Origin of the sequence: Pseudomonas fragi (assembly GCF_900105835.1) — a bacterium.
Classification (GTDB): Bacteria; Pseudomonadota; Gammaproteobacteria; order Pseudomonadales; family Pseudomonadaceae; genus Aquipseudomonas; species Aquipseudomonas fragi.
This window is the reverse complement of the sequence record NZ_LT629783.1, coordinates 2139034-2161410: the sequence shown is the minus strand read 5'-3', so window position 1 is coordinate 2161410 and position 22377 is coordinate 2139034. Positions and strand designations below refer to the sequence as shown.

At 59.4% G+C, this 22377-nt stretch carries 27 protein-coding genes and 1 pseudogene; 15 read left to right on the top strand and 13 right to left on the bottom strand.

Annotated elements, in window-relative coordinates:
* Positions 1-71 precede the first annotated feature (71 nt).
* The 5 genes and pseudogenes from BLU25_RS09875 to BLU25_RS23405 form a co-directional block, all read right to left on the bottom strand.
* Entirely contained in the window at positions 72-893 is an 822-nt protein-coding gene (locus BLU25_RS09875) for an SDR family oxidoreductase (RefSeq protein WP_016781864.1), read from the bottom strand.
* A gap of 10 nt (positions 894-903) precedes the next feature.
* Positions 904-1368, bottom strand: coding sequence for a multidrug transporter (locus tag BLU25_RS09870; protein ID WP_016781865.1), 465 nt, complete (start codon positions 1366-1368; stop codon positions 904-906).
* A gap of 57 nt (positions 1369-1425) precedes the next feature.
* Positions 1426-2205, bottom strand: coding sequence for a peroxide stress protein YaaA (gene yaaA, locus BLU25_RS09865; RefSeq protein WP_016781866.1), 780 nt, complete (start codon positions 2203-2205; stop codon positions 1426-1428).
* A gap of 269 nt (positions 2206-2474) precedes the next feature.
* Positions 2475-3047 (bottom strand): hypothetical protein, encoded by a 573-nt coding sequence (locus tag BLU25_RS23410; RefSeq protein WP_156883332.1) that lies wholly within the window; start codon positions 3045-3047, stop codon positions 2475-2477.
* Positions 3048-3107: 60 nt separating this feature from the next.
* A pseudogene (locus BLU25_RS23405) lies at positions 3108-3179 on the bottom strand.
* A 66-nt stretch (positions 3180-3245) separates the two neighbouring features.
* Here BLU25_RS23405 and BLU25_RS23400 point away from each other — a divergent pair.
* The 3 genes from BLU25_RS23400 (at position 3246) to BLU25_RS09850 (ending at position 6210) form a co-directional block, all read left to right on the top strand.
* Positions 3246-3461 carry a polysaccharide deacetylase family protein gene (locus tag BLU25_RS23400; protein ID WP_156883331.1) on the top strand — a complete coding sequence of 72 codons (216 nt, stop codon included), beginning with the start codon at positions 3246-3248 and terminating at the stop codon, positions 3459-3461.
* Between the two features lie 260 nt (positions 3462-3721).
* On the top strand, positions 3722-5116 hold the full coding sequence (locus tag BLU25_RS09855; protein ID WP_029611542.1) for a PhoH family protein: 1395 nt from the start codon (positions 3722-3724) through the stop codon (positions 5114-5116).
* Positions 5117-5298: 182 nt separating this feature from the next.
* Entirely contained in the window at positions 5299-6210 is a 912-nt protein-coding gene (locus BLU25_RS09850; protein WP_083369622.1) for a LysR substrate-binding domain-containing protein, read from the top strand.
* Here the strand turns inward: BLU25_RS09850 and BLU25_RS09845 are convergent.
* On the bottom strand, positions 6199-6645 hold the full coding sequence (locus BLU25_RS09845; protein ID WP_016781870.1) for a DMT family transporter: 447 nt from the start codon (positions 6643-6645) through the stop codon (positions 6199-6201). The two genes, BLU25_RS09850 and BLU25_RS09845, sit on opposite strands and share 12 nt — an antisense overlap.
* A 146-nt stretch (positions 6646-6791) precedes the next feature.
* On the opposite strand from BLU25_RS09845, the gene moaC reads away from it, so the two are divergent.
* The 3 genes from moaC to moaE are packed head-to-tail and all read left to right on the top strand — an operon-like array spanning position 6792 to position 7959.
* Entirely contained in the window at positions 6792-7265 is a 474-nt protein-coding gene (gene moaC, locus BLU25_RS09840) for a cyclic pyranopterin monophosphate synthase MoaC (RefSeq protein WP_016781871.1), read from the top strand.
* The gene (gene moaD / locus BLU25_RS09835) at positions 7262-7507 is read left to right on the top strand and encodes a molybdopterin converting factor subunit 1 (RefSeq protein ID WP_016781872.1); all 246 of its coding nucleotides are present in this window, start codon (positions 7262-7264) and stop codon (positions 7505-7507) included. The genes moaC and moaD overlap by 4 nt, the downstream gene beginning before the upstream one ends.
* A gap of 2 nt (positions 7508-7509) precedes the next feature.
* Positions 7510-7959 carry a molybdopterin synthase catalytic subunit MoaE gene (gene moaE / locus BLU25_RS09830; RefSeq protein ID WP_083369621.1) on the top strand — a complete coding sequence of 150 codons (450 nt, stop codon included), beginning with the start codon at positions 7510-7512 and terminating at the stop codon, positions 7957-7959.
* A 117-nt stretch (positions 7960-8076) separates the two neighbouring features.
* Here the strand turns inward: moaE and rhlB are convergent, their stop codons facing one another.
* Positions 8077-9579, bottom strand: a complete 1503-nt coding sequence (gene rhlB, locus BLU25_RS09825) for an ATP-dependent RNA helicase RhlB (RefSeq protein WP_083369620.1) — start codon at positions 9577-9579, stop codon at positions 8077-8079.
* 86 nt (positions 9580-9665) lie between these two features.
* A complete protein-coding gene (locus BLU25_RS09820; protein WP_016781875.1) occupies positions 9666-10322 on the bottom strand; it encodes an alpha/beta hydrolase in 657 nt (218 codons plus the stop codon).
* 420 nt (positions 10323-10742) lie between these two features.
* On the opposite strand from BLU25_RS09820, the gene BLU25_RS09810 reads away from it, so the two are divergent.
* The 4 genes from BLU25_RS09810 to BLU25_RS09795 all read left to right on the top strand — a co-directional run bounded on the left by BLU25_RS09810 (position 10743) and on the right by BLU25_RS09795 (position 14906).
* Positions 10743-11774, top strand: a complete 1032-nt coding sequence (locus tag BLU25_RS09810; protein ID WP_016781876.1) for an amino acid ABC transporter substrate-binding protein — start codon at positions 10743-10745, stop codon at positions 11772-11774.
* Between the two features lie 65 nt (positions 11775-11839).
* The gene (locus BLU25_RS09805; RefSeq protein WP_016781877.1) at positions 11840-13021 is read left to right on the top strand and encodes an amino acid ABC transporter permease; all 1182 of its coding nucleotides are present in this window, start codon (positions 11840-11842) and stop codon (positions 13019-13021) included.
* 10 nt (positions 13022-13031) lie between these two features.
* A complete protein-coding gene (locus BLU25_RS09800) occupies positions 13032-14129 on the top strand; it encodes an amino acid ABC transporter permease (protein WP_016781878.1) in 1098 nt (365 codons plus the stop codon).
* A gap of 12 nt (positions 14130-14141) precedes the next feature.
* Positions 14142-14906 (top strand): amino acid ABC transporter ATP-binding protein, encoded by a 765-nt coding sequence (locus BLU25_RS09795; RefSeq protein ID WP_016781879.1) that lies wholly within the window; start codon positions 14142-14144, stop codon positions 14904-14906.
* 154 nt (positions 14907-15060) lie between these two features.
* On the opposite strand, the gene BLU25_RS09790 is transcribed toward BLU25_RS09795, so the two are convergent.
* Together BLU25_RS09790 and BLU25_RS09785 are read right to left on the bottom strand one after the other, a co-directional pair.
* Positions 15061-15531, bottom strand: coding sequence for a type II toxin-antitoxin system MqsA family antitoxin (locus tag BLU25_RS09790; RefSeq protein ID WP_016781880.1), 471 nt, complete (start codon positions 15529-15531; stop codon positions 15061-15063).
* On the bottom strand, positions 15528-15839 hold the full coding sequence (locus BLU25_RS09785) for a type II toxin-antitoxin system MqsR family toxin (RefSeq protein WP_016781881.1): 312 nt from the start codon (positions 15837-15839) through the stop codon (positions 15528-15530). The genes BLU25_RS09790 and BLU25_RS09785 overlap by 4 nt, the downstream gene beginning before the upstream one ends.
* 165 nt (positions 15840-16004) lie before the next feature.
* On the opposite strand from BLU25_RS09785, the gene BLU25_RS09780 reads away from it, so the two are divergent.
* The 4 genes from BLU25_RS09780 to BLU25_RS09765 all read left to right on the top strand — a co-directional run bounded on the left by BLU25_RS09780 (position 16005) and on the right by BLU25_RS09765 (position 18817).
* Positions 16005-16664, top strand: a complete 660-nt coding sequence (locus tag BLU25_RS09780; RefSeq protein ID WP_016781882.1) for a FadR/GntR family transcriptional regulator — start codon at positions 16005-16007, stop codon at positions 16662-16664.
* Positions 16654-17973 carry an MFS transporter gene (locus tag BLU25_RS09775; protein WP_029611544.1) on the top strand — a complete coding sequence of 440 codons (1320 nt, stop codon included), beginning with the start codon at positions 16654-16656 and terminating at the stop codon, positions 17971-17973. Before BLU25_RS09780 ends, BLU25_RS09775 begins: the two co-directional genes overlap by 11 nt.
* A gap of 65 nt (positions 17974-18038) precedes the next feature.
* The gene (locus BLU25_RS09770; protein WP_016781884.1) at positions 18039-18509 is read left to right on the top strand and encodes a nuclear transport factor 2 family protein; all 471 of its coding nucleotides are present in this window, start codon (positions 18039-18041) and stop codon (positions 18507-18509) included.
* The gene (locus BLU25_RS09765; RefSeq protein WP_037001480.1) at positions 18506-18817 is read left to right on the top strand and encodes a GIY-YIG nuclease family protein; all 312 of its coding nucleotides are present in this window, start codon (positions 18506-18508) and stop codon (positions 18815-18817) included. The genes BLU25_RS09770 and BLU25_RS09765 overlap by 4 nt, the downstream gene beginning before the upstream one ends.
* 200 nt (positions 18818-19017) lie before the next feature.
* Here the strand turns inward: BLU25_RS09765 and BLU25_RS09760 are convergent, their stop codons facing one another.
* Complete coding sequence (locus BLU25_RS09760; protein ID WP_016781886.1) at positions 19018-19368, bottom strand: glutaredoxin family protein; 351 nt, start codon at positions 19366-19368, stop codon at positions 19018-19020.
* Positions 19368-20372, bottom strand: coding sequence for a nucleoid-associated protein YejK (gene yejK, locus BLU25_RS09755; protein WP_016781887.1), 1005 nt, complete (start codon positions 20370-20372; stop codon positions 19368-19370). The genes BLU25_RS09760 and yejK overlap by 1 nt, the downstream gene beginning before the upstream one ends.
* Before the next feature lie 386 nt (positions 20373-20758).
* On the opposite strand from yejK, the gene BLU25_RS09750 reads away from it, so the two are divergent.
* Entirely contained in the window at positions 20759-21040 is a 282-nt protein-coding gene (locus BLU25_RS09750) for an HU family DNA-binding protein (RefSeq protein ID WP_003440137.1), read from the top strand.
* A 234-nt stretch (positions 21041-21274) separates the two neighbouring features.
* On the opposite strand, the gene rlmF is transcribed toward BLU25_RS09750, so the two are convergent.
* Positions 21275-22291, bottom strand: coding sequence for a 23S rRNA (adenine(1618)-N(6))-methyltransferase RlmF (gene rlmF, locus BLU25_RS09745; RefSeq protein ID WP_016781888.1), 1017 nt, complete (start codon positions 22289-22291; stop codon positions 21275-21277).
* Positions 22292-22377 lie beyond the last annotated feature (86 nt).

The window sequence follows — 22377 nt, the reverse complement described above, 5'->3', positions numbered from 1 at the left end:
GACGCGGTTTAACTGGAACACCGCGCCGCCGGTATCGCGAGCAAGCCCGCTCCCACAGGTGATTGGAGGCCTCAGATTCGGGTATTGAGGCCAAACCGTTTCATCAGGATTTTTTCCAGCAGTGCGCCGGGCACCAGCGCAGCCAGCAGCGGCAGGGCGCGGCTGCCATTGCCGTAGCGCAGCAGCCTCGGTGGTTTGGGTTTGACCACGGCCTTGAGCACCGCATCTGCAAAGGCAGTTGCTGATGTGGGGTTGTCCTGCGAGGCCCTGGCCCTGGCGCGAATACCGTCGCGCATGGGCCACCATGCAGAGCCCTCGTCGATCAGTTGCTCGGCCTGGGCGCTGGCATTTTTCGCGAAGCTGGTATCTATGGCGCCTGGCTGCACCTCCAGCACGCCAATGGCAAAAGGCGTCAGCTCCATGCGCAGGGCATCGCTCAAGGCATGTACTGCAGCTTTGGAGGCACAGTAGGCACCGGCAAACGGGGTGACCAGCACGCCGGAAACACTGCCGATATTGACCACCAGCCCCTGGTTGCGGCGCAGCGCCGGGAACAGCGCGCGGGTAACGCCGACGATGGAAAATACATTGGTTTCAAACTGCTGTTGAATACCTTCGACGCCGCCATCGAGCAACGGCCCCATCGCGCCGTAGCCGGCGTTATTGATCAGCACGTCCAGCCCGTCGCCTGCGTGCTCCAGTTGCCCGGCCAGATGCGTCAATGCCTGCGGGTCGTTCACGTCCAGCAGTACGGCGTTGAACCCTGCCGTCGCCAATCGCGCCACATCCTCAGGTTTGCGGGCGCAGGCCCACACGTCATGCCCGACCGCCTTGAAGGCATCGGCCAGAGCGCGGCCAATACCGCTGGAACAACCGGTGATCAAAACACGCATGGGAACATCCTTAATTGGAAAAACTGCCTTGCAGGCGTTCGGCGCGAAACTCGAGGGTTTGCGGGCGATAACCGGCGCGCAGCGGCGGCATTGGCAGGCAGTCCTGCCAGCTGGCCCCGGCTTGCAGTTCGCCGGGGCCGCGGTAGCGCGGGGCGGTATAGAGGTTGTCGGCCAGGTTGACGGTGTCGCCCGGTGCATAGGCGGCGACGCGCCAGCCAAGCTCGAGCAGAGGTACGTCATTGTGGTTTTGCAGGGTCAGTTGCAGCGGGCGGTCTGCCGGGCACTGCGCGGGGTCATAGACGATGCGCAGCTCCAAGCGTGCCAGCTGCGCCGCTTCTCGACTGTCCAGCCACGCCACTGACGCTGCCACGATTGCCAGCCCCAGCACGGCGGCCAGCGAAACCGGCAAGGCCTTGGCCGGGTAGCGCAGCAACAGGACAAGCCAGGTGATGATCAGTAATACGCCGATGAACATGGCCGCGCCTCTGGCAGGGAATACCTATAACTTACCAGCATGAGGCATGCAGCGCTGTCACTGCGGGGCATGGTCGCGCAAAAACACCAGCAAATCCGGCTTCGACTGTTCGGCGCTGAAGCGATAACCCTGGGCATCAAACTGCTTGAGGTGTTCGGGGTTGTTGATGCGCTCCTTGATCACAAACCGGCTCATCATGCCCCGGGCTTTTTTCGCATAGAAGCTGATGATCTTGTGCTGGCCGTTTTTCAGGTCCTTGAATTCGGTATTGATGATGCGCGCGTTCAGGGCCGATTTTTTTACTGCGCTGAAGTATTCGTTGGACGCCAGGTTGAGCAAGACGTCATCGCCTTGCTCGGCCAGCGCCTGATTGAGCCATTCACTGATTTGCGTGCCCCAGAACGCATACAGGTCCTTGCCCCGGGCATTGGCCAGCTTGGTGCCCATCTCCAGGCGATAGGGCATCATCAGGTCCAGCGGGCGCAGCAGACCGTACAGGCCCGAAAGCATGCGCAGATGGTTTTGCGCGTAGTCGAAATCCGCTTCGTTGAAGTCCACGGCGTTGAGACCGGTGTACACATCGCCCTTGAAGGCCAGCAGTGCCTGCTTGGCATTTTCAGGGGTGAACGCGGGCGTCCAGCTGCCGAAACGCGCTGCGTTAAGGCCCGACAGCTTGTCGGACAAATGCATCAGCTCGCCAATCTGTTGCGGGCTCAGTTCGCGCAATTGCTCGATCAGTTCCTGGGAATGGTCCAGGTACTGCGGCTGGGTGAAACGCGCAGTGGCCGGCGGCGTTTCGTAATCGAGGGTTTTGGCGGGTGAAATCACCATCAGCATGGGTCGTCTCCTTTTAGCGTCGGGGGATTCTAGGGGGTTGGGCGGTTTGACTCCACCTATGACGCCAATAGATGCGCGCACCACGACGTGTGGGAGCGGGGTTATAGTGCAGCCAGTTTTCACAGGGAGATGAATCTGTGCGCATTGCTGTTTTTTTTTCGGCCTGGCTGATGTGCCTGGGGGCAACTGCGGCGCCCAATGAAGCGGCGACGCTGGATCGCGGCACCTGGCCCGAGCAACTCACCAGCCCGGCCCTGTTCGATGTGGCCTCACGCGCCGAAATCCTGGCCTTTGCCCATGCCTTGCTGGCCAGCGAAGTACTGGATGAAAGCGCACTCAAGCAGCGCCTGGGCCTGAAGACCATCAATCCGGATGCCATCGATACCGTGCGCAAGCGGATGTGGCAGCAGCTGTTGAGCAACTACAACGTTGCCCAGCAGAGCTGCGACCAGGACGCTTCGTTTTGCTATTACGTCGACAGCATGGACAGTCTGCGTGAACAGGCGGGCAAGTTCGCCATCGCCGACGATTCGTTTTATGTCGCCTGGGCCCAACCCAGCGGTGAATTTCATCAGCGCTATCTGGATGAGCAGCTGCGCAAGGCCGCACTGTTCCCGCAAATCAGCAGCGAAATCGAGGTGTTCGGCGAGCAGGAGCGTAACGGCGAGGGCATGCATGACCGGCTGTTTCTGTTGACCTTCGACAGCGGCCCCAGCCAGGTGCCGGGCACCACCGACTGGCTGACCGACTATTTGCGCAAACAGTCCATCAGCGGCCAGTTCTTTGTGCTGGGCAACAGTGTGCAGGTGCGTCTGGACAAGGGCGGCGAGCGGGCGCTGCAAGCGCTGTACAAGGGCCAGTGCGTGGGCGTGCAGGGCTGGGAATATCGCTCCCACAGCCACTGGCAAGCCTGGCAGGACTCGATCCTGCGCAGCGTGGCCTTGGTCAAACAGGTTTTGCCGCACAACTACCTGGCCCAGTTCCGCCCGCCCTATGGGCAACGTCGGGCAGATAGCGGCGTTTTTTTCCAGGGCCAGGGCATGCAGGTGTCGCTGTGGGATATCGATGCCCAGGACATGGCGGCCAACCTGAGTGCCGAACAGTCAGCCCAGCGGGTGCTGACCCTGATGCTGTTGTGGCGCCACGGGGTGATCAAGTTTCATGATACCCAGGACAAGGTGCGCGGCGCATTGCCCTGGTTGCTCAAGGCGACGGCGCAAAGTGGCCTGGGTTGGGAAGACTGCGAAGTTCTGTAGAAACATGGGGTTAATACCTGACTCTAGCTGTGCTTTGGTCATCCGCCAAGGCTATTCGTCACTCAAAAAAATAAAGTCGCCAAACGCCAAAAAAGCTTTTTTTTGTCACACGTTTAGGAGTATTACGAAGACAGACGGCCGAAACCTGCGACACAGGTGGCGTCTTCCAGGACCCCATCGGGCAGGGCATACGGCAGTCACTTCGAGGCGCAGCACTGTTGCGGTATTGCGTCGAATGGCTCCCACAAAGGTGACCGAGTATGGATGATCACGGACGCACTCCTTCTTCCAACCAGCCAATCCTTTATGTACTCGATACCAATGTTCTGATTCACGATCCAAACGCAATGCTTAACTTCGAGGAACACCACGTCGCGATCCCCATGACGGTGCTCGAAGAGCTCGACAAGCTCAAAACCGGCAAACTGCTGGTGGCAGCCGAGTGCCGCCAGGCCATTCGCCTGATTGACCAGTTGCTGGGGGTTGCCACCCCCGATGACGTCGAAAAGGGTGTGCCGATCCAGCGTGGCAAAGGCGCGCCCAAGGGCTACCTGTCGATCATGATGAGCAAGCGTCGCGAACCCAACGCGCTGCTGCCCGAAAACCTCAACGACAATATCATCATCAACCAGTTGATTGACTTGCACGCGCGTGAGCCGAAGTTGCGCGTGGTGCTGGTGACCAAAGACATCAACATGCGCCTCAAGGCCCGGGCCTGCGGGATCGAGTCCGAGGACTACAGCACCGACCAGCTGGTAGATGACGTGTCGATGCTGTCGCGTGGCTATCACACCATGACCGGTTCGTTCTGGGATCGTGTCAACAAGGTCGAGACCCGCCAGGGGCACGGGCGTACCTGGCACCAGGTGCAAATGAACGAAAACCTGCCGGCGGTGCATATCAATGAATTCATCATTGATGAGCAGGGCTTTGTCGGCTGGATCAAGGAGGTGCGCAAGGACCAGTTGCTGATCCTCGACATGCACCAGGAACCGCTCCTGCACCAGGAAGCCTGGGGGCTCAAGCCCCGGGATATTTACCAGGGCCTGGCGCTGTTTGCCTTGCTCGACCCGGACATTCACCTGGTCAACCTGTCGGGTGCGGCGGGTTCGGGTAAAACCATTCTGGCGCTGGCGGCGGCAATCGAACAAACCATGGTCAGCAAGCGCTACCGGCGGATTATCTGTACCCGCAGCGTGCAGGGGCTGGACCAGGAAATCGGCTTTTTGCCGGGCACCGAAGCCGAGAAAATGGAGCCTTGGCTGGGGGCCATCACCGATAACCTTGAAGCCCTGCATATGGATGACGAAAACACCCACGGCAGCGTCGACTACATCCTGAGCAAGGTGCCGTTGCAGTTCAAATCCCTGAACTACATCCGCGGTCGCAGCTTCCAGCAGAGCCTGATCCTGATTGACGAGTGTCAAAACCTCACACCGCACCAGATGAAAACCATCATCACCCGTGCCGGTGCAGGTTCCAAAGTGGTGTGCCTGGGCAACCTGGCACAGATCGATACCCCTTACCTGTCAGCCACCAGCTCGGGGTTGACCTACCTGACGGAGCGTTTCAAAGACTTCCCCAACGGCGTGCATATCGCGCTGCAAGGGGTGCCTCGCTCGATTCTGGCCGAATACGCCGAATCGCATTTGTAACCCATTGACTGTGGGAGCGGGCTTGCTCGCGATGAGCGTGGCGCGGTGTCTTCGGGATACCGCGTCGGCTTCATCGCGAGCAAGCCCGCTCCCACGGCTGTTTTGGCTTCAGGTAAGCTGTCGGCGGTGGCGCGCCGGGCAATGCAGCGCTGCCCTGGAGTGGGTCAAGACAGGAGCGTCAGGTGTTACTGCGTAATATCGATTTGAATCTGCTGGTGGTGCTCGATGCGCTGCTCACGGAAAAACACGTAACCCGCACCGGTGTCCGCTTGCACTTGAGCCAGCCGGCCATCAGCCACTCACTGAACAAGCTCAGGTTGCTGCTGGACGATCCGTTGCTGATTCGCCACGGCAACGAGGTGGTGCTAAGCGCCCTGGCGCAAAATCTCCAGGCACCACTCAAATCCATTCTGGGGCAGGTCGAAACGCTGTTCGGCCAGTCCATCGACTTTGTGCCGGCAAACTCACAGCGCACCTTTCGCCTGGCCATGTCCGATTACGGCGCGGCCATTGTGTTGCCAAAATTGTTGGTGCAACTGCGCAAACTGGCCCCGGACACCTCGCTGGTCGTCACCCAGGACAGCCGTTTGGGCATGCTGGAGCAGGTCGAGCAGGGCAAGATCGATCTGGCCGTGGGCGTATTCCCCACGCTGCCTGCGGATATCTGCAGCGATGTGCTGTTTGAAGAAACCTTCACCTGCCTGCTCAATCGTCATTCGCTGCCGGACAATGGCGTGCTTGACCTGGACAGCTACCTGGCCCGTCCGCACCTGCTGGTGTCGACGGATGGCAACACCCAGGGCGAAGTGGACAACGTGTTGCGCGCTCAAGGGTTGCAGCGCCGGGTTGCGGTCAATGTCCCGCACTGGGGCACGGCTCCGGGGATGATTGCCGGTACTGACCTGATCCTCACCGTGGCTACCCGTACCCTGGACAACCTGTCATTCGGTGATTCGCTGATCGCGCTGGCGCCACCCATGAGCGTGGCGCCGTTCAACTATGTGCAGGTCTGGCATCCGCGGTTCAACGAAGACCCGGCCCATCGCTGGCTGCGTGATCGGGTGCGCCAGGTGAGTGCGCCATTAGCCCCGTGAGGCAATCACAAAACCCGCCAGCACCACGCTGACCCCCAGCAGTTTTTGCAGGCTGGGCGTGTTTTTTGGTAAGCCCAGCAAGCCGAAGTAGTCGATCAGCATCGAGATAACCAACTGGCCCACCACCACCGCCATGATGAAATTCAGCGCGCCCAGGCGTGGCACGCTGATCAGCGCCACCGTGATGTAAAACACCCCGGCCAGCCCACCGAGCCAGATCCACCAGGGACCGCTGAGCAGGGCCGCAAGGTTGGGGCGGGGCACTTTGACGATCAGCATCACCAGCGCAATTGCCAGGCTGCTGATCAGCAGTGAGACCACGGTGGCCCAAAAGGGGTGGCCCAGCACGACACCGAGGCGGGCATTGCTGCCCGCCTGCAGGGGCACTGCGGCGCCCGCCAGCAGGCTGAGGGCAATGGCAATAAAAAATGGCATAAGCACGTCTCCAGAGTTTCGACCTTTGTACGGCGATAGCCTGCAGGCGGCCAATTCCATATCCTGATGCCCGGTATTCGCGGGGTCGATGGCCTTGTGCCGAGCCTCGGGTTTACAATCGGTGCTCCTGTCTGGAGTACCTTCCTGTGCTGACACACTTAGATTCCCAAGGCCGCGCCAATATGGTCGATGTCACCGACAAAGCGGTGACCTCCCGTGAAGCTGTGGCACAAGCTGTGGTGCGCATGCGCCCAGAAACCCTCGACATGATCATCAGTGGTGGCCATCCCAAGGGCGATGTGTTCGCCGTGGCGCGGATCGCCGGGATCCAGGCGGCGAAAAAAACCTCGGACCTGATCCCGCTGTGTCATCCGTTGATGCTCACCAGCGTCAAGGTTGAACTCGCCGCCCAGGGCAACGATGCCGTGCTGATCGTGGCGCGCTGCAAATTGTCCGGGCAGACCGGCGTCGAGATGGAAGCCCTGACTGCCGCCAGCGTGGCGGCCCTGACGATTTATGACATGTGCAAGGCGGTTGACCGCGGCATGACCATCGACAGCGTGCGCGTGCTGGAAAAACTCGGTGGCAAGAGTGGGCACTTTCAGGCGGATCCGGCATGAAGCTCAACGTGATGTTCTTTGCCCGCTATCGCGAGGCCCTGGGGCTGGATGGCGAAGCGGTGGAGGGCGAGTTTGCCTCCATTGAGCAGTTGCGCGCGTACCTGGCGCAACGCGGTGGTGCCTGGCAGGTGCTGGCCGAGCCCAACCTGATGTGTGCGCGCAATGAAGAGCTGTGCAAGCTCGACGAAGCGTTGGCAGACGGCGACGAAGTCGCGTTTTTCCCGCCCGTGACCGGAGGCTGATCATGGCCATTCGGGTGCAAACGGCGGCCTTTGACCCAGGCGCTGAAGTCAACGCATTGCACGCCGCGAATCTGGGCGTGGGGGCGGTGGTGAGCTTTGTCGGTTATGTGCGCGATTTCAATGATGGTCGTGACGTGGCGGGGATGTTTCTGGAGCATTATCCGGGCATGACCGAAAAGGCCCTGGGCAAGATCGTGGACGAAGCGGGGCAGCGTTGGCCATTGCTCGGGCTTGAAGTGCTGCACCGTGTGGGTGCACTGGAACCGGGTGAGCCGATCGTGTTTGTGGGAGTGGCCAGTGCCCATCGCCAGGCGGCGTTCGAGGCCTGTGCGTTTGTGATGGACTACCTGAAAACCCGCGCGCCGTTCTGGAAGAAAGAACAGACCGCTGACGGCCCGCGCTGGGTGGAGGGGCGGGTGAGCGATGAAGTGGCAGCGCAGCGCTGGAAGTAGGGCAATGCTGTAGCCGCTGCCGCAGGCTGCGATAAGGGCCGCAGGCCCTTCAAAAAGCGGGGCCGCTTCGCAGCCCATCGCAGCCTCGTACCTCGGCAGCGGCTACAGATTTGCGTATCAGGCCGTTGCAGTCGGCTCCTGCGGCTTGCGCACAACCCGCACCACAGGGCGCAGCAGCTCGGTCGGTGGCGTTTCGCAGCTGATCTTGCGGCCCAGCAGGGCTTCGATCGAGGGCAACTGATACGAGTCGTCCTCACCGGCAAAGCTGATCGACACACCGCTGGCCCCCGCACGGCCGGTACGGCCAATGCGGTGTACATAGTCATCCGGCACTTCAGGCAGGGTGAAGTTGATCACATGGCTGATACCGTCGATGTGAATCCCTCGACCGGCCACGTCCGTGGCCACCAGCACGCGAATCTTGCCTTCACGAAAACCTTCGAGCGTCTTGATGCGCTTGTGCTGTGGCACGTCACCCGACAACTGGGCGGCGTTGATGCCATCACGCACCAGGCGCTCTTCGATGCGGCGTACTTCGTCCTTGCGGTTGGCGAACACGATCACCCGTTCCCAACCGTTGTCATTGACCAGGTTGAACAGCAACTTGTACTTGTCGGCACCGGCAACGGCATAGACGTGCTGCTCGACCATGTCGCTGGCGACGTTGACCGATTCGATCTCGACGATGGCCGGGTCGGTGGTCCATTGCTTGGCCAGGTTCATCACATCCTCGGTAAAGGTCGCGGAGAACAACAGCGTTTGGCGTTCGGCCTTTGGCGGTGTTTGACGAATGATCTGACGTACTTGCGGGATAAAACCCATGTCCAGCATGCGGTCGGCTTCGTCGAGCACCATCACTTCGACCATGTCCAGATGCACTTCGCCGCGCTGGTTGAAGTCCAGCAAGCGGCCCGGTGTGGCCACCAGGATGTCGCAATGCCGGGCTTCCAGCTGCTTGAGCTGCTTGTCGAAGTCCATGCCGCCCACGAACGTCATGACGTTGAGGTCGGTGTACTTGGTCAGGTCGGCTGCGTCCTTGGCAATCTGCACCACCAGTTCACGGGTCGGGGCGATGATCAGCGCACGCGGTTCGCCCATGTAACGCTCTTTGGGCGGTGGGGTCTGGGTCAGCTGGCTGATGATCGATATCAGGAACGCAGCGGTTTTGCCCGTGCCGGTCTGGGCGCGGCCAATGGCGTCACGACCGCCCAGGGTGTAGCCCAGCACACCCGCCTGGATCGGTGTGCAGTACGGGAACCCCAGGTCCTGGATGGCGTGCATTAGCTCGGGGGCGAGCTTGAAGTCATGAAAGCGGACCTTGCCTTCTTGCGGCTCGACGGCGAAGTCTTCGAGTTTCCAGGGAATAACGGGTGGCTTAGGGGCCGCCGCACGCCGAGGCTTGGCAATTTTTGGTTTTTCGACAGGCGGTTGTTCGGCAGCGGGCTGTGCGTCAGGGGTGTTCACCGGCGCAGGAGCGGGAGCTGGAACGTGAGCAGGACGGCCAGGCTTTTGCGCGTCGGTTCGCGCCCTGGCGTTGCTCGAAGGTGTAATGGATGCTGGCGCGAGCGGCTCAGCCTCGCTTTTACCGAATATTTTTTTGAGTGCTTTGAGCACGGTCATCTCATCAGTTGGTTAAGGAGTGTACGCCGGGCAGTGTAATGCAAGTCGCGTGCTCGGCGTGTAGTGAACGACAGGATGTTACGGTTTTAGCTCAGGCGTTTCGCCAGCCAGGTGCCGATATCGTGAATTTCTTCTGGTAACACTTCATGGCCCATTGGGTACTCCTGCCATGTAACCGAAACACCTGCAGCCTTTAAGCGCTCATAAGCCGTACGGCCCATAGCGTTTTGTACTACATCGTCGTGCTGCCCGTGCAGGCACAAGGCCGGGATTCGTTGCTGGCTGGCCGACAAAGGCAGAGTGTCGCTGAACGTCGGTGCATAGGTGGATAGGGCTATAACGCCACCCAGCGGGCCCTGCCATTTCAGGTAAGCGGTATGGAACACCACGGCGCCGCCCTGGGAAAAACCGGCAAGGAAGATCCGGTTGGCATCGATGCCGCTCTGGCGCTGGGCTTCGATCAAGCCAATGACCATGTCGGCCGACTCTTCGAGTTCTTCTTCGCTGATCGAGCGGGCCGGGCTCATGGCCTTGATGTCATACCAGCTGGGCATGGCATAACCGCCATTGATGGTCACGGCGCGGGTCGGCGCCTGGGGCAGGACAAAGCGGGTGGTCAGCAACGATTGTTGCAGGATCTCGGCGACCGGCATGAAGTCATAGCGGTCGGCACCCAGGCCGTGGAGCCAGATAACACAGCTGTCGGCGGTCTTTTGGGGGTGGATGATCAGTGGTTGGGTCATGGCTGCTCCATCATTGTGCGTGTGCGCAAACCGGGTGCGCTACAAGTGTGCTTGATCGGCTAAAAGTTACAGATTATGTCGCGTGCTTGAACGTTTTTTCCTGCATTTCCTACTGAACTTACTTAAGCCGCAGGAGTGGTACGCGCTTTGCTATGTGGACAGGGACGTGAATGCAATCCCCTTGGGCGGTAACACTAACAGGCTACTGCCGAAGGGGGGACTGCAAAAATCCCGAGGTTGAAGTTAGACAAGGAATTCAACAGCTCAAGTGAGCGCTTCAGTTTGACGGTTCGTGCGATGCACCCATCGCTCAAGGCTTATGCCGCTTGACCCAAAAAAAAGCCGACATGGGTCAACAGTGCCTCACAAGGGGGCGGCGGGCCTTGTTCAAACACAAAAAAAGCAGCACTGGAGGTTTGAATGAAGCAGTTGAAATCCACCCTGGCCCTGGCCACCGCAGCCATTGTGTTACTCAGTGCCAGTGGTTTTGCCCACGCCGGCGCAACCCTGGACAGCGTTAAAAAGAAAGGCTTTGTGCAATGTGGCGTGAGCGACGGCTTGCCGGGTTTTTCGGTACCTGACAAGGACGGCAAGATCATGGGCATCGATGCCGATGTGTGCCGTGCAGTGGCCGCGGCCGTATTTGGCGATGCCACCAAGGTCAAGTTCAGCCAGTTGAACGCCAAGGAGCGTTTCACCGCGCTGCAATCGGGCGAAGTGGACGTGCTGTCGCGCAACACCACCTGGACCAGTTCCCGTGATGCGGGCATGGGCATGGTGTTTGCCGGTGTCACCTATTACGACGGTGTTGGCTTTCTGGTCAACAACAAGCTGGGCGTAAAAAGCGCCAAGGAACTGGACGGTGCAACCATCTGCATCCAGGCCGGTACGACTACCGAGTTGAACGTGTCGGATTACTTCCGCGCCAATAACCTCAAGTACACCCCGATCACCTTCGACACCTCCGATGAAAGCGCCAAGTCGCTGGAAAGCGGCCGTTGCGACGTGTTGACCTCCGACAAGTCGCAGCTCTACGCCCAGCGCAGCAAACTGGCGAACCCGAACGACTATGTCGTGTTGCCTGAAACCATTTCCAAGGAGCCCCTGGGCCCTGTGGTGCGCAAGGGCGACGAAGACTGGTTCAGCATCGTGAAGTGGACCCTGTTCGCCATGCTCAATGCTGAAGAAGCCGGCATCACTTCGAAAAACGTCCTGGCTGAAGCCAAGTCGACCAAAAACCCGGACGTGGCCCGCTTGCTGGGTGCTGACGGCGAATACGGCAAAGACCTGAAACTGCCAAAAGACTGGGTGGTGCAGATCGTCAGCCAGGTGGGCAACTACGGCGAAGTCTTTGAGAAAAACCTCGGCAAAAGCACTCCTCTGGCCATCGACCGCGGGCTGAACGCTTTGTGGAATAACGGCGGCATTCAATACGCACCTCCAGTGCGCTGATAGCCCTTTCACCCGGCAGGCCAACTGCCGGGTGATGTAGTCTGATCCATTGTTAGGGGCACCTCATGCATATTAAAGTCGGCGCACCCAAGCCCAGGCTCAGCCTTGGCGATCCCCGCGTGCGTGCGTGGTTGTTTCAGATCGTCACCGTCGCGCTGGTGGTCTTCCTGGGCTGGTACCTGTTCAACAATACCCAGACCAACTTGCAGCATCGCGGCATTACTTCGGGTTTTGACTTTCTTGAGCGCAGTGCCGGGTTTGGCATTGCGCAACATCTGATTGATTACACCGAGTCCGACAGTTACGCCCGGGTCTTTTTGATCGGTTTGCTCAACACCTTGCTGGTGTCTGTGATCGGTATTGTCCTGGCCACGATCCTGGGTTTTATCATCGGTGTGGCGCGTTTGTCGTCGAACTGGATGATCAGCAAGCTGGCCACGGTGTATGTCGAGGTCTTTCGCAATATCCCGCCCTTGCTGCAAATCCTGTTCTGGTACTTCGCGGTCTTCCTGACCATGCCGGGGCCACGCAACAGCCACAACTTCGCGGACACCTTCTATATGAGCAGCCGGGGCCTGAACATGCCGGCCGCTGTGGGCACAGAGGCCTTCTGGCCGTTTGTGGCCAGTGTGGTACTGGCGATCGTGGCCGTGGTGCTGATGGTCCGCCGGGCCAACAAGCGTTTCGAAGATACCGGCGAGCCGTTCCACAAGTTCTGGGTCGGGCTGTTCCTGCTGCTGGCGATCCCGGGCCTGTGCGTATTGCTGTTCGGCACCCCGGTGCATTGGGAAATGCCACAGCTCAAGGGTTTCAACTTTGTCGGTGGCTGGGTGCTGATCCCGGAACTGCTGGCGTTGACCATTGCGTTGACGGTCTACACCGCAGCCTTTATTGCTGAAATCGTGCGATCGGGGATCAAGTCGGTCAGCCACGGCCAGACCGAAGCCGCCCGTTCGCTGGGCCTGCGCCCGGGGCCGACGTTGCGCAAGGTGATCATCCCGCAGGCGTTGCGGGTAATCATTCCGCCGTTGACCAGCCAATACCTGAACCTGGTTAAAAACTCGTCCCTGGCGGCGGGTATCGGGTACCCAGAAATGGTTTCACTGTTTGCCGGTACGGTACTCAACCAGACCGGGCAAGCGATTGAAGTCATTGCCATCACCATGAGCGTTTACCTGGCCATCAGCATCAGCATTTCGCTGCTGATGAATTGGTACAACACGCGTATTGCGCTGATCGAGCGATGAGGACGGGACTATGACCACTCATGTTTTCAAACCCGACATGCCGCCGCCGGGCAACCGCATCGGCATTGTCGCCTGGGCACGGGCCAATCTGTTCTCCAGTTGGCTCAACACCCTGCTGACCCTGTTTGCCTTTTACCTGGTCTGGCTGATCGTGCCGCCGCTGCTGAGCTGGACGATTTTCGATGCCAACTGGGTGGGCAGCACCCAGGCGGATTGCACCAAAGAGGGCGCCTGCTGGGTGTTTATCCAGCAGCGTTTTGGCCAGTTCATGTATGGCTATTACCCGCCCGAACTGCGCTGGCGCGTTGACCTGACCGTGTGGCTGGCGGTGGTGGGCGCAGCGCCGTTGTTTATCTCGCGCTTCAAGCACAAGGCAATCTATGGCCTGGGCTTTCTGGTGCTGTACCCGATCCTGGCGTACACCTTGCTGCACGGCGGTTACTGGGGCCTGGCCAACGTAGCCACCAGCCAGTGGGGCGGCCTGATGCTGACCCTGGTCATTGCCACGGTGGGTATTGCCGGTGCCTTGCCATTGGGGATCTTGCTGGCGTTGGGCCGACGTTCGGACATGCCGGCCATTCGTGTGGTGTGCGTGACCTTTATCGAGTTCTGGCGCGGTGTGCCGCTGATTACCGTGCTGTTCATGTCCTCGGTGATGTTGCCGCTGTTTCTGCCCGAGGGCATGAACTTCGACAAACTGCTGCGGGCCTTGATCGGCGTGATCCTGTTTCAGTCGGCGTATGTGGCTGAAGTGGTGCGCGGTGGTCTGCAAGCCATCCCCAAGGGGCAGTACGAGGCGGCTGCGGCAATGGGCCTGGGCTACTGGCGCAGCATGGGCCTGGTGATTTTGCCGCAGGCCCTGAAGCTGGTGATCCCCGGCATCGTCAACACCTTTATTGCCCTGTTCAAGGACACCAGCCTGGTGATCATCATCGGGTTGTTCGACCTGCTCAACAGCGTCAAGCAGGCCGCCGCCGACCCGAAATGGTTGGGCATGGCCACTGAAGGCTATGTGTTTGCAGCATTGGTGTTCTGGATTTTCTGTTTTGGTATGTCCCGCTACTCCATGCATCTGGAGCACAAGCTGGACACTGGCCACAAGCGTTAGGAGTAGTGCGACATGAGTGAAGCAATCAAAAAACCTGCAAGCGCTGAAGGCATTATCCAGATGCAGGGCGTCAACAAGTGGTACGGCCAGTTCCATGTGCTCAAGGACATCAACCTTAACGTGCAGCCGGGCGAGCGCATTGTATTGTGCGGGCCTTCGGGGTCGGGCAAGTCGACCACCATCCGCTGCATCAACCGTCTGGAAGAACACCAGCAGGGCCGCATCGTGGTGGATGGCGTGGAGTTGACCAACGACATCAAGCAGATCGAGACGGTGCGCCGTGAAGTGGGCATGGTGTTCCAGCACTTCAACCTGTTCCCGCACCTGACCATCCTGCAGAACTGCACCCTGGCACCGATGTGGGTGCGCAAGATGCCCCGGCGCAAGGCTGAAGAAATTGCCATGCATTATCTGGAGCGTGTACGGATTCCGGAGCAGGCGCACAAGTTTCCGGGGCAGTTGTCAGGTGGCCAGCAGCAGCGTGTGGCGATTGCCCGGGCGTTGTGCATGAAGCCGAAAATCATGCTGTTCGATGAACCGACATCAGCACTTGACCCGGAGATGGTCAAGGAGGTGCTGGACACCATGATCGGCCTGGCTGAAGACGGCATGACCATGCTCTGCGTGACCCACGAAATGGGCTTTGCCCGCACCGTGGCCAACCGGGTGATCTTTATGGACAAGGGTGAAATCGTCGAGGAGGCCGCCCCTAATGACTTCTTCGACAACCCGCAAAATGACCGGACCAAACTGTTCCTCAATCAGATTTTGCATTGATCGGGGCTTGTAGCCGCTGAGGAGCGAAGCGAGGCTGCGATCGACTGCGCAGCAGTCGTAAAATCAGCCATTTAAACCCGGATCACAGGTTAACGGCCGCTGCCCGCCCGATCGCAGCTTCGCTGCGCTCGTCAGCGGCTACAAAGCAAAGGTGTCAGATTTCGCGCTGCTGTTGTTTTTGCACCAGCAGCGCGTTGATGTCTGCGCACTCGTTGATGGCTTGCAGCTCCCGGACCAGTTCAGGATGACGGTCAAGCAGACGCATCAGCACAAACAAGGGCTTAGGGGGTTCTACCTCGGCCCGCTCATAACGGCTGAAGGCATTGTGGCCGCCCCCCGAGAGCAACTGCACGGCACTTTTTTGGGTGAAGTGCAGCTTGCGTCTAATCCGTTTCATCTCTTCTGCCATCACTCGCTTGGCATCTTCGATAAGTTCGTCACCTGCCTGAGCATAGCGTTCTGCGCTGGGGGCATCGAATTCGATCTCTGCACACGCGGAGCATTCGCGCCCGGCCAGGCTATGGACCATGCGGTTCAATTGCTTGAAGTTCACATTGAAACTGCGGCCCTTGAAGGCTTGCATCGCATTGGCGGCCCCGCAGCTGTAGCAGTCATGTTTGCTCATAAGTCTTTCTCCTTGAAGGCGATGACTGGTGGCCCTCCACTGGGGCGATAGGTCACCTTGATATAAATGGCCAGACCGCATGCGTGTGCGTGGTAGACGTCCTGCCAGACCTTGTGGTCGGCGTGGGTCGACATCGATTTATACAACGCCCTGCGCTCAAGGGAGGCAATGACCCGCTGCATTTGTGCGAGGGTCAGGCCCATTGTCCGTCCGCCATCCAGTGCGCTTTTGGTGAACGCTACCGCGCCCAGCCGCTGTACATCGGCTTGAATGCACTGGAGGTTGTAGTGAGGTGTTTTCTTTTCCATAAGAGGTCGCCTCGATATGCCTTAAATTACCCTTAAAGGGTTTTTAGTTCAATGATTAATAAACGTTTTTTGGGGGTTCTAAATCTGTAGTTGATTGCTTGCATAGAGGTGTCTGGATAACATGTAGGAAAATTCATCCTATGATTGGATGAAAGGGCGGATTCAATGACAGACGCTTCTCCCATCATCAAACGCTCGTTGGTCGACCAGGCCCTTGAGCAGTTGCGCGCGCGAATAAACAACGGTACCTGGGAGGTCGGGCAGCGTTTGCCGACCGAGCCCGAGCTGGCCACGCAACTGAACATCAGCCGCAACACTGTGCGTGAGGCCATGCGCGTACTGGCATTCGCCGGGCTGATCGAGATTCGCCAGGGCGATGGCAGTTACCTGCGTGGCCGCGTCGACCCGATGGACACCCTGCGTGCGTTGTCATCCTGTTCTCTGGAGCAGGGGCGGGAGATGCGTCACATCATCGAGGTCGAAGCCGTTGGCCTGGCGGCCTTGCGCCGCACCGACGAAGACCTGCGCCTGTTGCATCAGGCGCTCGATGCCAGTGGCCAGCACTATCACGGTGAGCTCGATGCCTATATTTGCTGCGACCTGGTGTTTCACCAGCGGCTGATCGATGCCGCCCACAATCCGGCCTTGAGCGAGCTGTATCGCTACACCGCAAGCGTTGTGACTAATCATTTGCGCAAGACGATGGATGTTCACCCGCGTCGCCAAAAGGTGTTCGACCTGCACGTCGAGCTGCTGCAAGCCGTAGAACAACAAAACCCGCAACGGGCCATGGCGCTGTGCCGGACGTTGATCAATGAACCTTGAGCCGGAGCACGCCATGAGCCACCCCTCGTCAATTGCCAATGCCAGCGTCGAGCCCGTTCGTCATCTTGATGAGCTGGAAGAGTTGCTGATCGACGCCGAAGCCGACGACGAGCAAGTGCAGCACACACCACCCGTGGTGTTGCGCCCGTGGCTGCTGCTGTTGGGGCTGGTGCTGGTGGCGCTGAACTTGCGCCCGGCATTGTCGAGCATGGCGCCGTTGCTGGGTGAGGTCTCGGACAAGCTGGGCCTGTCGGCGGCGCAGGCGGGGCTGCTGACCACTTTGCCGGTACTGTGCCTGGGCCTGTTCGCACCGCTGGCGCCAATTCTGGCGCGGCGTTTCGGTACAGAGCGGGTGGTGCTGGGGATTTTGCTGACGCTGGGCGGAGGCATTGTTCTGCGCAGTTGTCTGGGGGAGGTGGGGCTGTTCGCCGGGAGCATTCTGGCGGGGGCCAGTATTGGCGTTATCGGTGTGTTGTTGCCGGGTATCATCAAGCGTGACTTCGCCGGGCATGCGGGAACCATGACCGGGGTCTACACAATGGCCTTGTGCCTGGGAGCGGCGCTGGCAGCGGGGGCCACGGTGCCACTTAGCGAGTCGCTTGGGCAGAGCTGGGCAATGGGGTTGGGGTTCTGGGCCTTGCCCGCATTGCTGGCGATGATGTTCTGGCTGCCGCAAGTGGGCAAGCGCCAGGGCACACACAATGTGGCTTATCGCGTGCGCGGCTTGTTGCGCGATCCGCTGGCCTGGCAAGTGACGCTGTATATGGGTCTGCAATCCTCGTTGTCCTACATTGTGTTTGGCTGGTTGCCTTCAATTCTTATTGGTCGTGGCCTGACACCGACCCAGGCAGGGCTGGTGATGTCGGGTTCGGTGATCGTGCAATTGATCACGGCGTTGACGGCGCCCTGGATGGCTACGCGGGGCAAGGATCAACGGCTGGCCATTGTGCTGGTCATGGGCATGACCCTGGCCGGGCTGTTTGGCTGCCTTTATGCACCCATCGACGGCTTGTGGGGCTGGGCGATCGTGCTGGGCCTGGGGCAGGGCGGCACGTTCAGCCTGGCCTTGACCTTGATCGTGCTGCGTTCGCGTGATGCCCACGTTGCGGCCAACCTGTCAGGCATGGCCCAGGGCATTGGTTATACCGTGGCGTCGATGGGCCCGCTGGCCGTAGGGGTGGTGCATGAAGTGACCGGTGGCTGGAGTGCATTGGGCTGGATTTTTGCCGTTATCGGCCTGGGCGCGATCATCGCCGGGCTGGGTGCCGGGCGCTCGTTGTATGTGAATGTGCAAAGCGAGAAAGTCTGAGGCCATAGTGTTTCTGCTCATGGCAGATTATCGTGCTCGCATTACTGACCCGCACGGAGCCTGCCATGAGCCAGGACCATCAAGCATTGATCACTCGTTTCTACCAGGCCTTCCAGCGGCTTGATGCTCAGGCAATGGCTGATTGCTACACCACCGACGTGGTGTTCAGCGACCCGGTGTTTGGCGAACTGCGTGGCCACAACGCTGCCGACATGTGGCGCATGCTGACTTCGCGGGCCAAGGACTTCAGCCTCACCTTCGATCAGGTTCAGGCCGACAGCCAGCGCGGCAGCGCGCACTGGGTGGCCACCTATGTGTTTGGCCAGACCGGGGCCACGGTGGTCAATGATATCCAGGCGCGCTTTGTATTTCGTGATGGCAAGATTTGCGAGCATCACGATCACTTCGACCTGTGGCGCTGGTCGCGTCAGGCGCTGGGCCTCAAGGGTTTGCTGCTGGGGTGGACACCGCTGGTGCAGAACGCCATCCGGGCACAGGCCAAAAAAGGGCTCAAGGCCTTTCAGGGCAGCCGCTGAAAGTGAGCGGGAAACCTTGGTTTGTGTATCTTGTGCGGGCCGCCAATGGCTCTTTGTATTGCGGTATCAGCGATGACCCGGTGCGCCGTTTTGCCAAGCATCAAACCGGCAAGGGCGCGCGTTTTTTTGCTTCAAGCCCGGCAGTGGCGCTGGTGTATGTCGAGTCCTGGCCGGACAAGGGTGAAGCCCTGCGCCAGGAGCGCCTGATCAAGAAGCTCAGGAAGAGTGCCAAGGAGTGCCTGGTGCAGAGCCAGGCTGGAGATTTTTTGCCCTCACCCCAACCCTCTCCCGGAGGGAGAGGGAGCTGACCGCACGCGGCCTCGAGAACAGGGACAATCAGTTCCCTCTCCCTGAGGGAGAGGGAGCTGACTGCACGCGGCCTTGAGAACAGGGACAATCAGTTCCCTCTCCCTGAGGGAGAGGGAGCTGACTGCACGCGGCCTTGAGAACACCGAAAATCAGTTCCCTCTCCCTTTGGGAGAGGGCTAGGGTGAGGGGCTCTTGAGCTCTACTTCAACGCCGCCAATATCGCATCGGGCTTGAAATCGCGAATCAGCGTGCCGTTCACATCCAGTATCGGAATGCCACGCCCGCCCAACGCCTCGTAGGCCTGACGGGCGCTGGCGTCCTTGTCGATATCGAATTCCTTGAACGGAATGCCTTTTTCATCCAGAAACCGCCGCGTCGCCTTGCAGTAGCCACACCACTCGGTGGAGTACAGCACCACCCGGGCACTGGCCCGGGTTTGCTCGGACACGACCCCTGAAGGGTTGAGTACGCGCTCGATCTTGCCCCAGTTCTGGAAAATGACCACGACCACCAGAACAAACAGGACTTTCTTCAGGATCCCGTTGAGCATTACTTGCTGCGCTTGAGCTGGTCGAGCAGTTGGGTCGGCAGGCCCTTGATCACCAGCGTGCCGGCTTCTTCGTCGAATTCCACCTTGGAGCCCAGCAGGTGGGCTTCAAAGCTGATAGACAGCCCCTCAGCACGCCCGGTGAAGCGACGGAACTGGTTGAGGGTGCGTTTGTCCGCCGGAATCTCCGGCGACAGGCCGTAGTCCTTGTTGCGGATATGGTCGTAGAAGGCCTTGGGGCGTTCTTCGTCGATCAGCTCGGACAACTCTTCTAGGCCCATCGGTTCGCCGATTTTTGCCTGGCTGCTGGCATAGTCGACCAGGGTCTTGGTTTTTTCCCGGGCGGACTCTTCCGGCAGATCTTCGCTCTCTACGAAGTCGCTGAAAGCCTTGAGCAGGGTGCGGGTTTCGCCCGGGCCGTCGACGCCTTCCTGGCAGCCGATAAAGTCGCGGAAGTATTCCGAAACTTTTTTGCCGTTCTTGCCTTTGATAAACGAAATGTACTGCTTGGACTGCTTGTTGTTCTGCCACTCGGAGATATTGATCCGCGCAGCCAGGTGCAGCTGGCCAAGGTCCAGGTGGCGCGACGGGGTCACGTCCAGCTCCGAGGTCACCGCCACGCCTTCGCTGTGGTGCAGCAGGGCGATGGCCAGGTAGTCGGTCATGCCTTGCTGGTAATGGGCAAACAGCACATGACCGCCGGCCGAGAGGTTGGACTCTTCCATCAGCTTTTGCAGATGCTCGACGGCCACGCGGCTGAAGGCGGTGAAGTCTTTACCGCCATCGAGGTATTCCTTGAGCCAGCCGCTGAACGGGTGCGCACCGGACTCGGCATGGAAAAACCCCCAGGCTTTGCCTTGCTTGGCGTTATAGCTTTCGTTCAGGTCTGCGAGCATGTTCTCGATGGCTTGGGACTCGGCCAGTTCGGAGTCACGGGCATGGAGAACAGCGGGCGTACCGTCGGGTTTTTTGTCAATCAAATGGACGATGCAATGACGGATCGGCATGGGCTTCTCGGTGTGTAATGAGAGGGCAGGGCACTCACCCCGCAAAGGCGCCAAGTGTACCGCACCTGAGCCCCGGGTCGCAGTTTGGGGGGCTGGAGGGCGCCCTGGAGCGGTTTTTTACGGTTTTAAGGCGATAAAGCTGACCAAAAGCCCAGGTAGAGGCGGATATTTACCCGTCTCTGTGCTAGTTTTGCCCGGTCTTGCGCTCGGAAACGGCGCAAAGCGTGCATTCAGCATGTGTCAGGCCGAACCAAACCCCGTTTTAGCTATCTACATCCGCGATTCGTCGTGAAAGCTGGCGGGTGTGCCAGACCCTTGAGATCTGGCTCGATGGCTGACATTGCACTCTGCAAACCAAATGAATTTGATAGGGAAGGAACATCTCAATGGCTATTACTAAAGACCAACTGATCGCCGATATCGCTGAAGCTATCGACGCGCCGAAAACTACCGCGCGTAACGCTCTGGACCAACTGGCCCAGATCGTTGCTGATCAATTGGAAAATGGCGGCGAAATCACTCTGCCAGGTATTGGCAAACTGAAAGTGACTGAGCGTCCTGCCCGTACTGGCCGTAACCCTTCGACTGGCGCAGCCATCGAAATCGCAGCCAAAAAAGTTATCAAGCTCGTTGTGGCCAAAGGCCTGACTGACGCTGTTAACAAGTAAGACTGCTGTAAAAAAGCCGCGCTTGGGATCACTCCGAAGCGCGGCTTTTTTATGGGCGCTATTCCTGTAGCAGCTGCCGCAGGAACGAGGCTGCGTTCGGCGGCGAAGCCGTCGTAAATCCGGGCCCCCCGGTTTTCCTGAAAAACGGGGGCAGCTGAATCTACGACGGCTTCGCCGCCGAACGCAGCCTCGCGCAGCTCGACAGCTGCTACGAGGTTTTGCGTATTTACACGCTTACTTCCAGTTCTTCTCGCGCCACAGCAGTTGCTGCTCTTTGTCATGGAATGTCCAGGCGACAAAGCGGCTTTGCTTGTTGCCCTGTGACATGTCGACCACCTGGCTTTCGCGCACGCCGGCTTTTTTCAGTGCAGTCTGGATCGCCGGCAAGTTGGACGCCTTGGACACCAGCACGCTGAACCACAGCACCTGACGGCCCACTTGCACGCTTTCACGAATCAGTTGGGTCACAAAGCGCTGCTCGCCACCTTCGCACCACAATTCAGCAGCTTGACCGCCAAAGTTCAGTACCGGCAGTTTGCGCTTGGGATCAGCCTTGCCCAGTGCACGCCATTTACGCTCGCTGCCGCGCGTGGCTTCGTCGATAGACGCATGAAACGGCGGGTTGCACATGCTCAGGTCAAAACGCTCGGCGCTGTCCAGCACGTCCAGCAGGATCTTCTTCGGATCGGGTTGCAGGCGCAGGTTGATGGCTTTGTTCAGGCCGTTGGACTGCACGATCGCCTTGGCCGCTTTAACGGCAGTAGGGTCAACTTCGGTGCCCAGGAACTGCCAGCGGTATTCGCTGTGACCAATCAGCGGGTAAACACAGTTTGCACCCATGCCGATATCCAGCACGCGCACGCTCGGGCCACGCGGGATGACGCCATCGTTCATGGTTGCCAGCAGGTCGGCCAGAAAGTGCACATAGTCAGCGCGACCGGGCACAGGCGGGCACAGGTAGTCAGCCGGAATGTCCCAGTGGGCGATACCGTAGAACGCCTTGAGCAACGCGCGGTTGAACACGCGCACGGCATCCGGGTTGGCGAAGTCGATGCTCTCTTTGCCATACGGGTTGATGATGACGAACTCGGCCAGCTCCGGGCACACCGAAATCAGCTGCGGGAAGTCATAGCGGCCCTGGTGGCGGTTGCGCGGGTGCAGGCTGGGCTTGACGCGCGGCTCGACCGGTTTGGCGTCGCTGGCAGCCTTGGGCTTGTGGCGTGTGGCTTTGGAAGTGCGAGGGGTAGTCATGTTCAATTCATTCCACAAAAGCAATCGCGGGCAAGCCCGCTCCTGCAGAGTTAAAACCCTGCAGGAGCGGCCTTGCCCGCGATCAG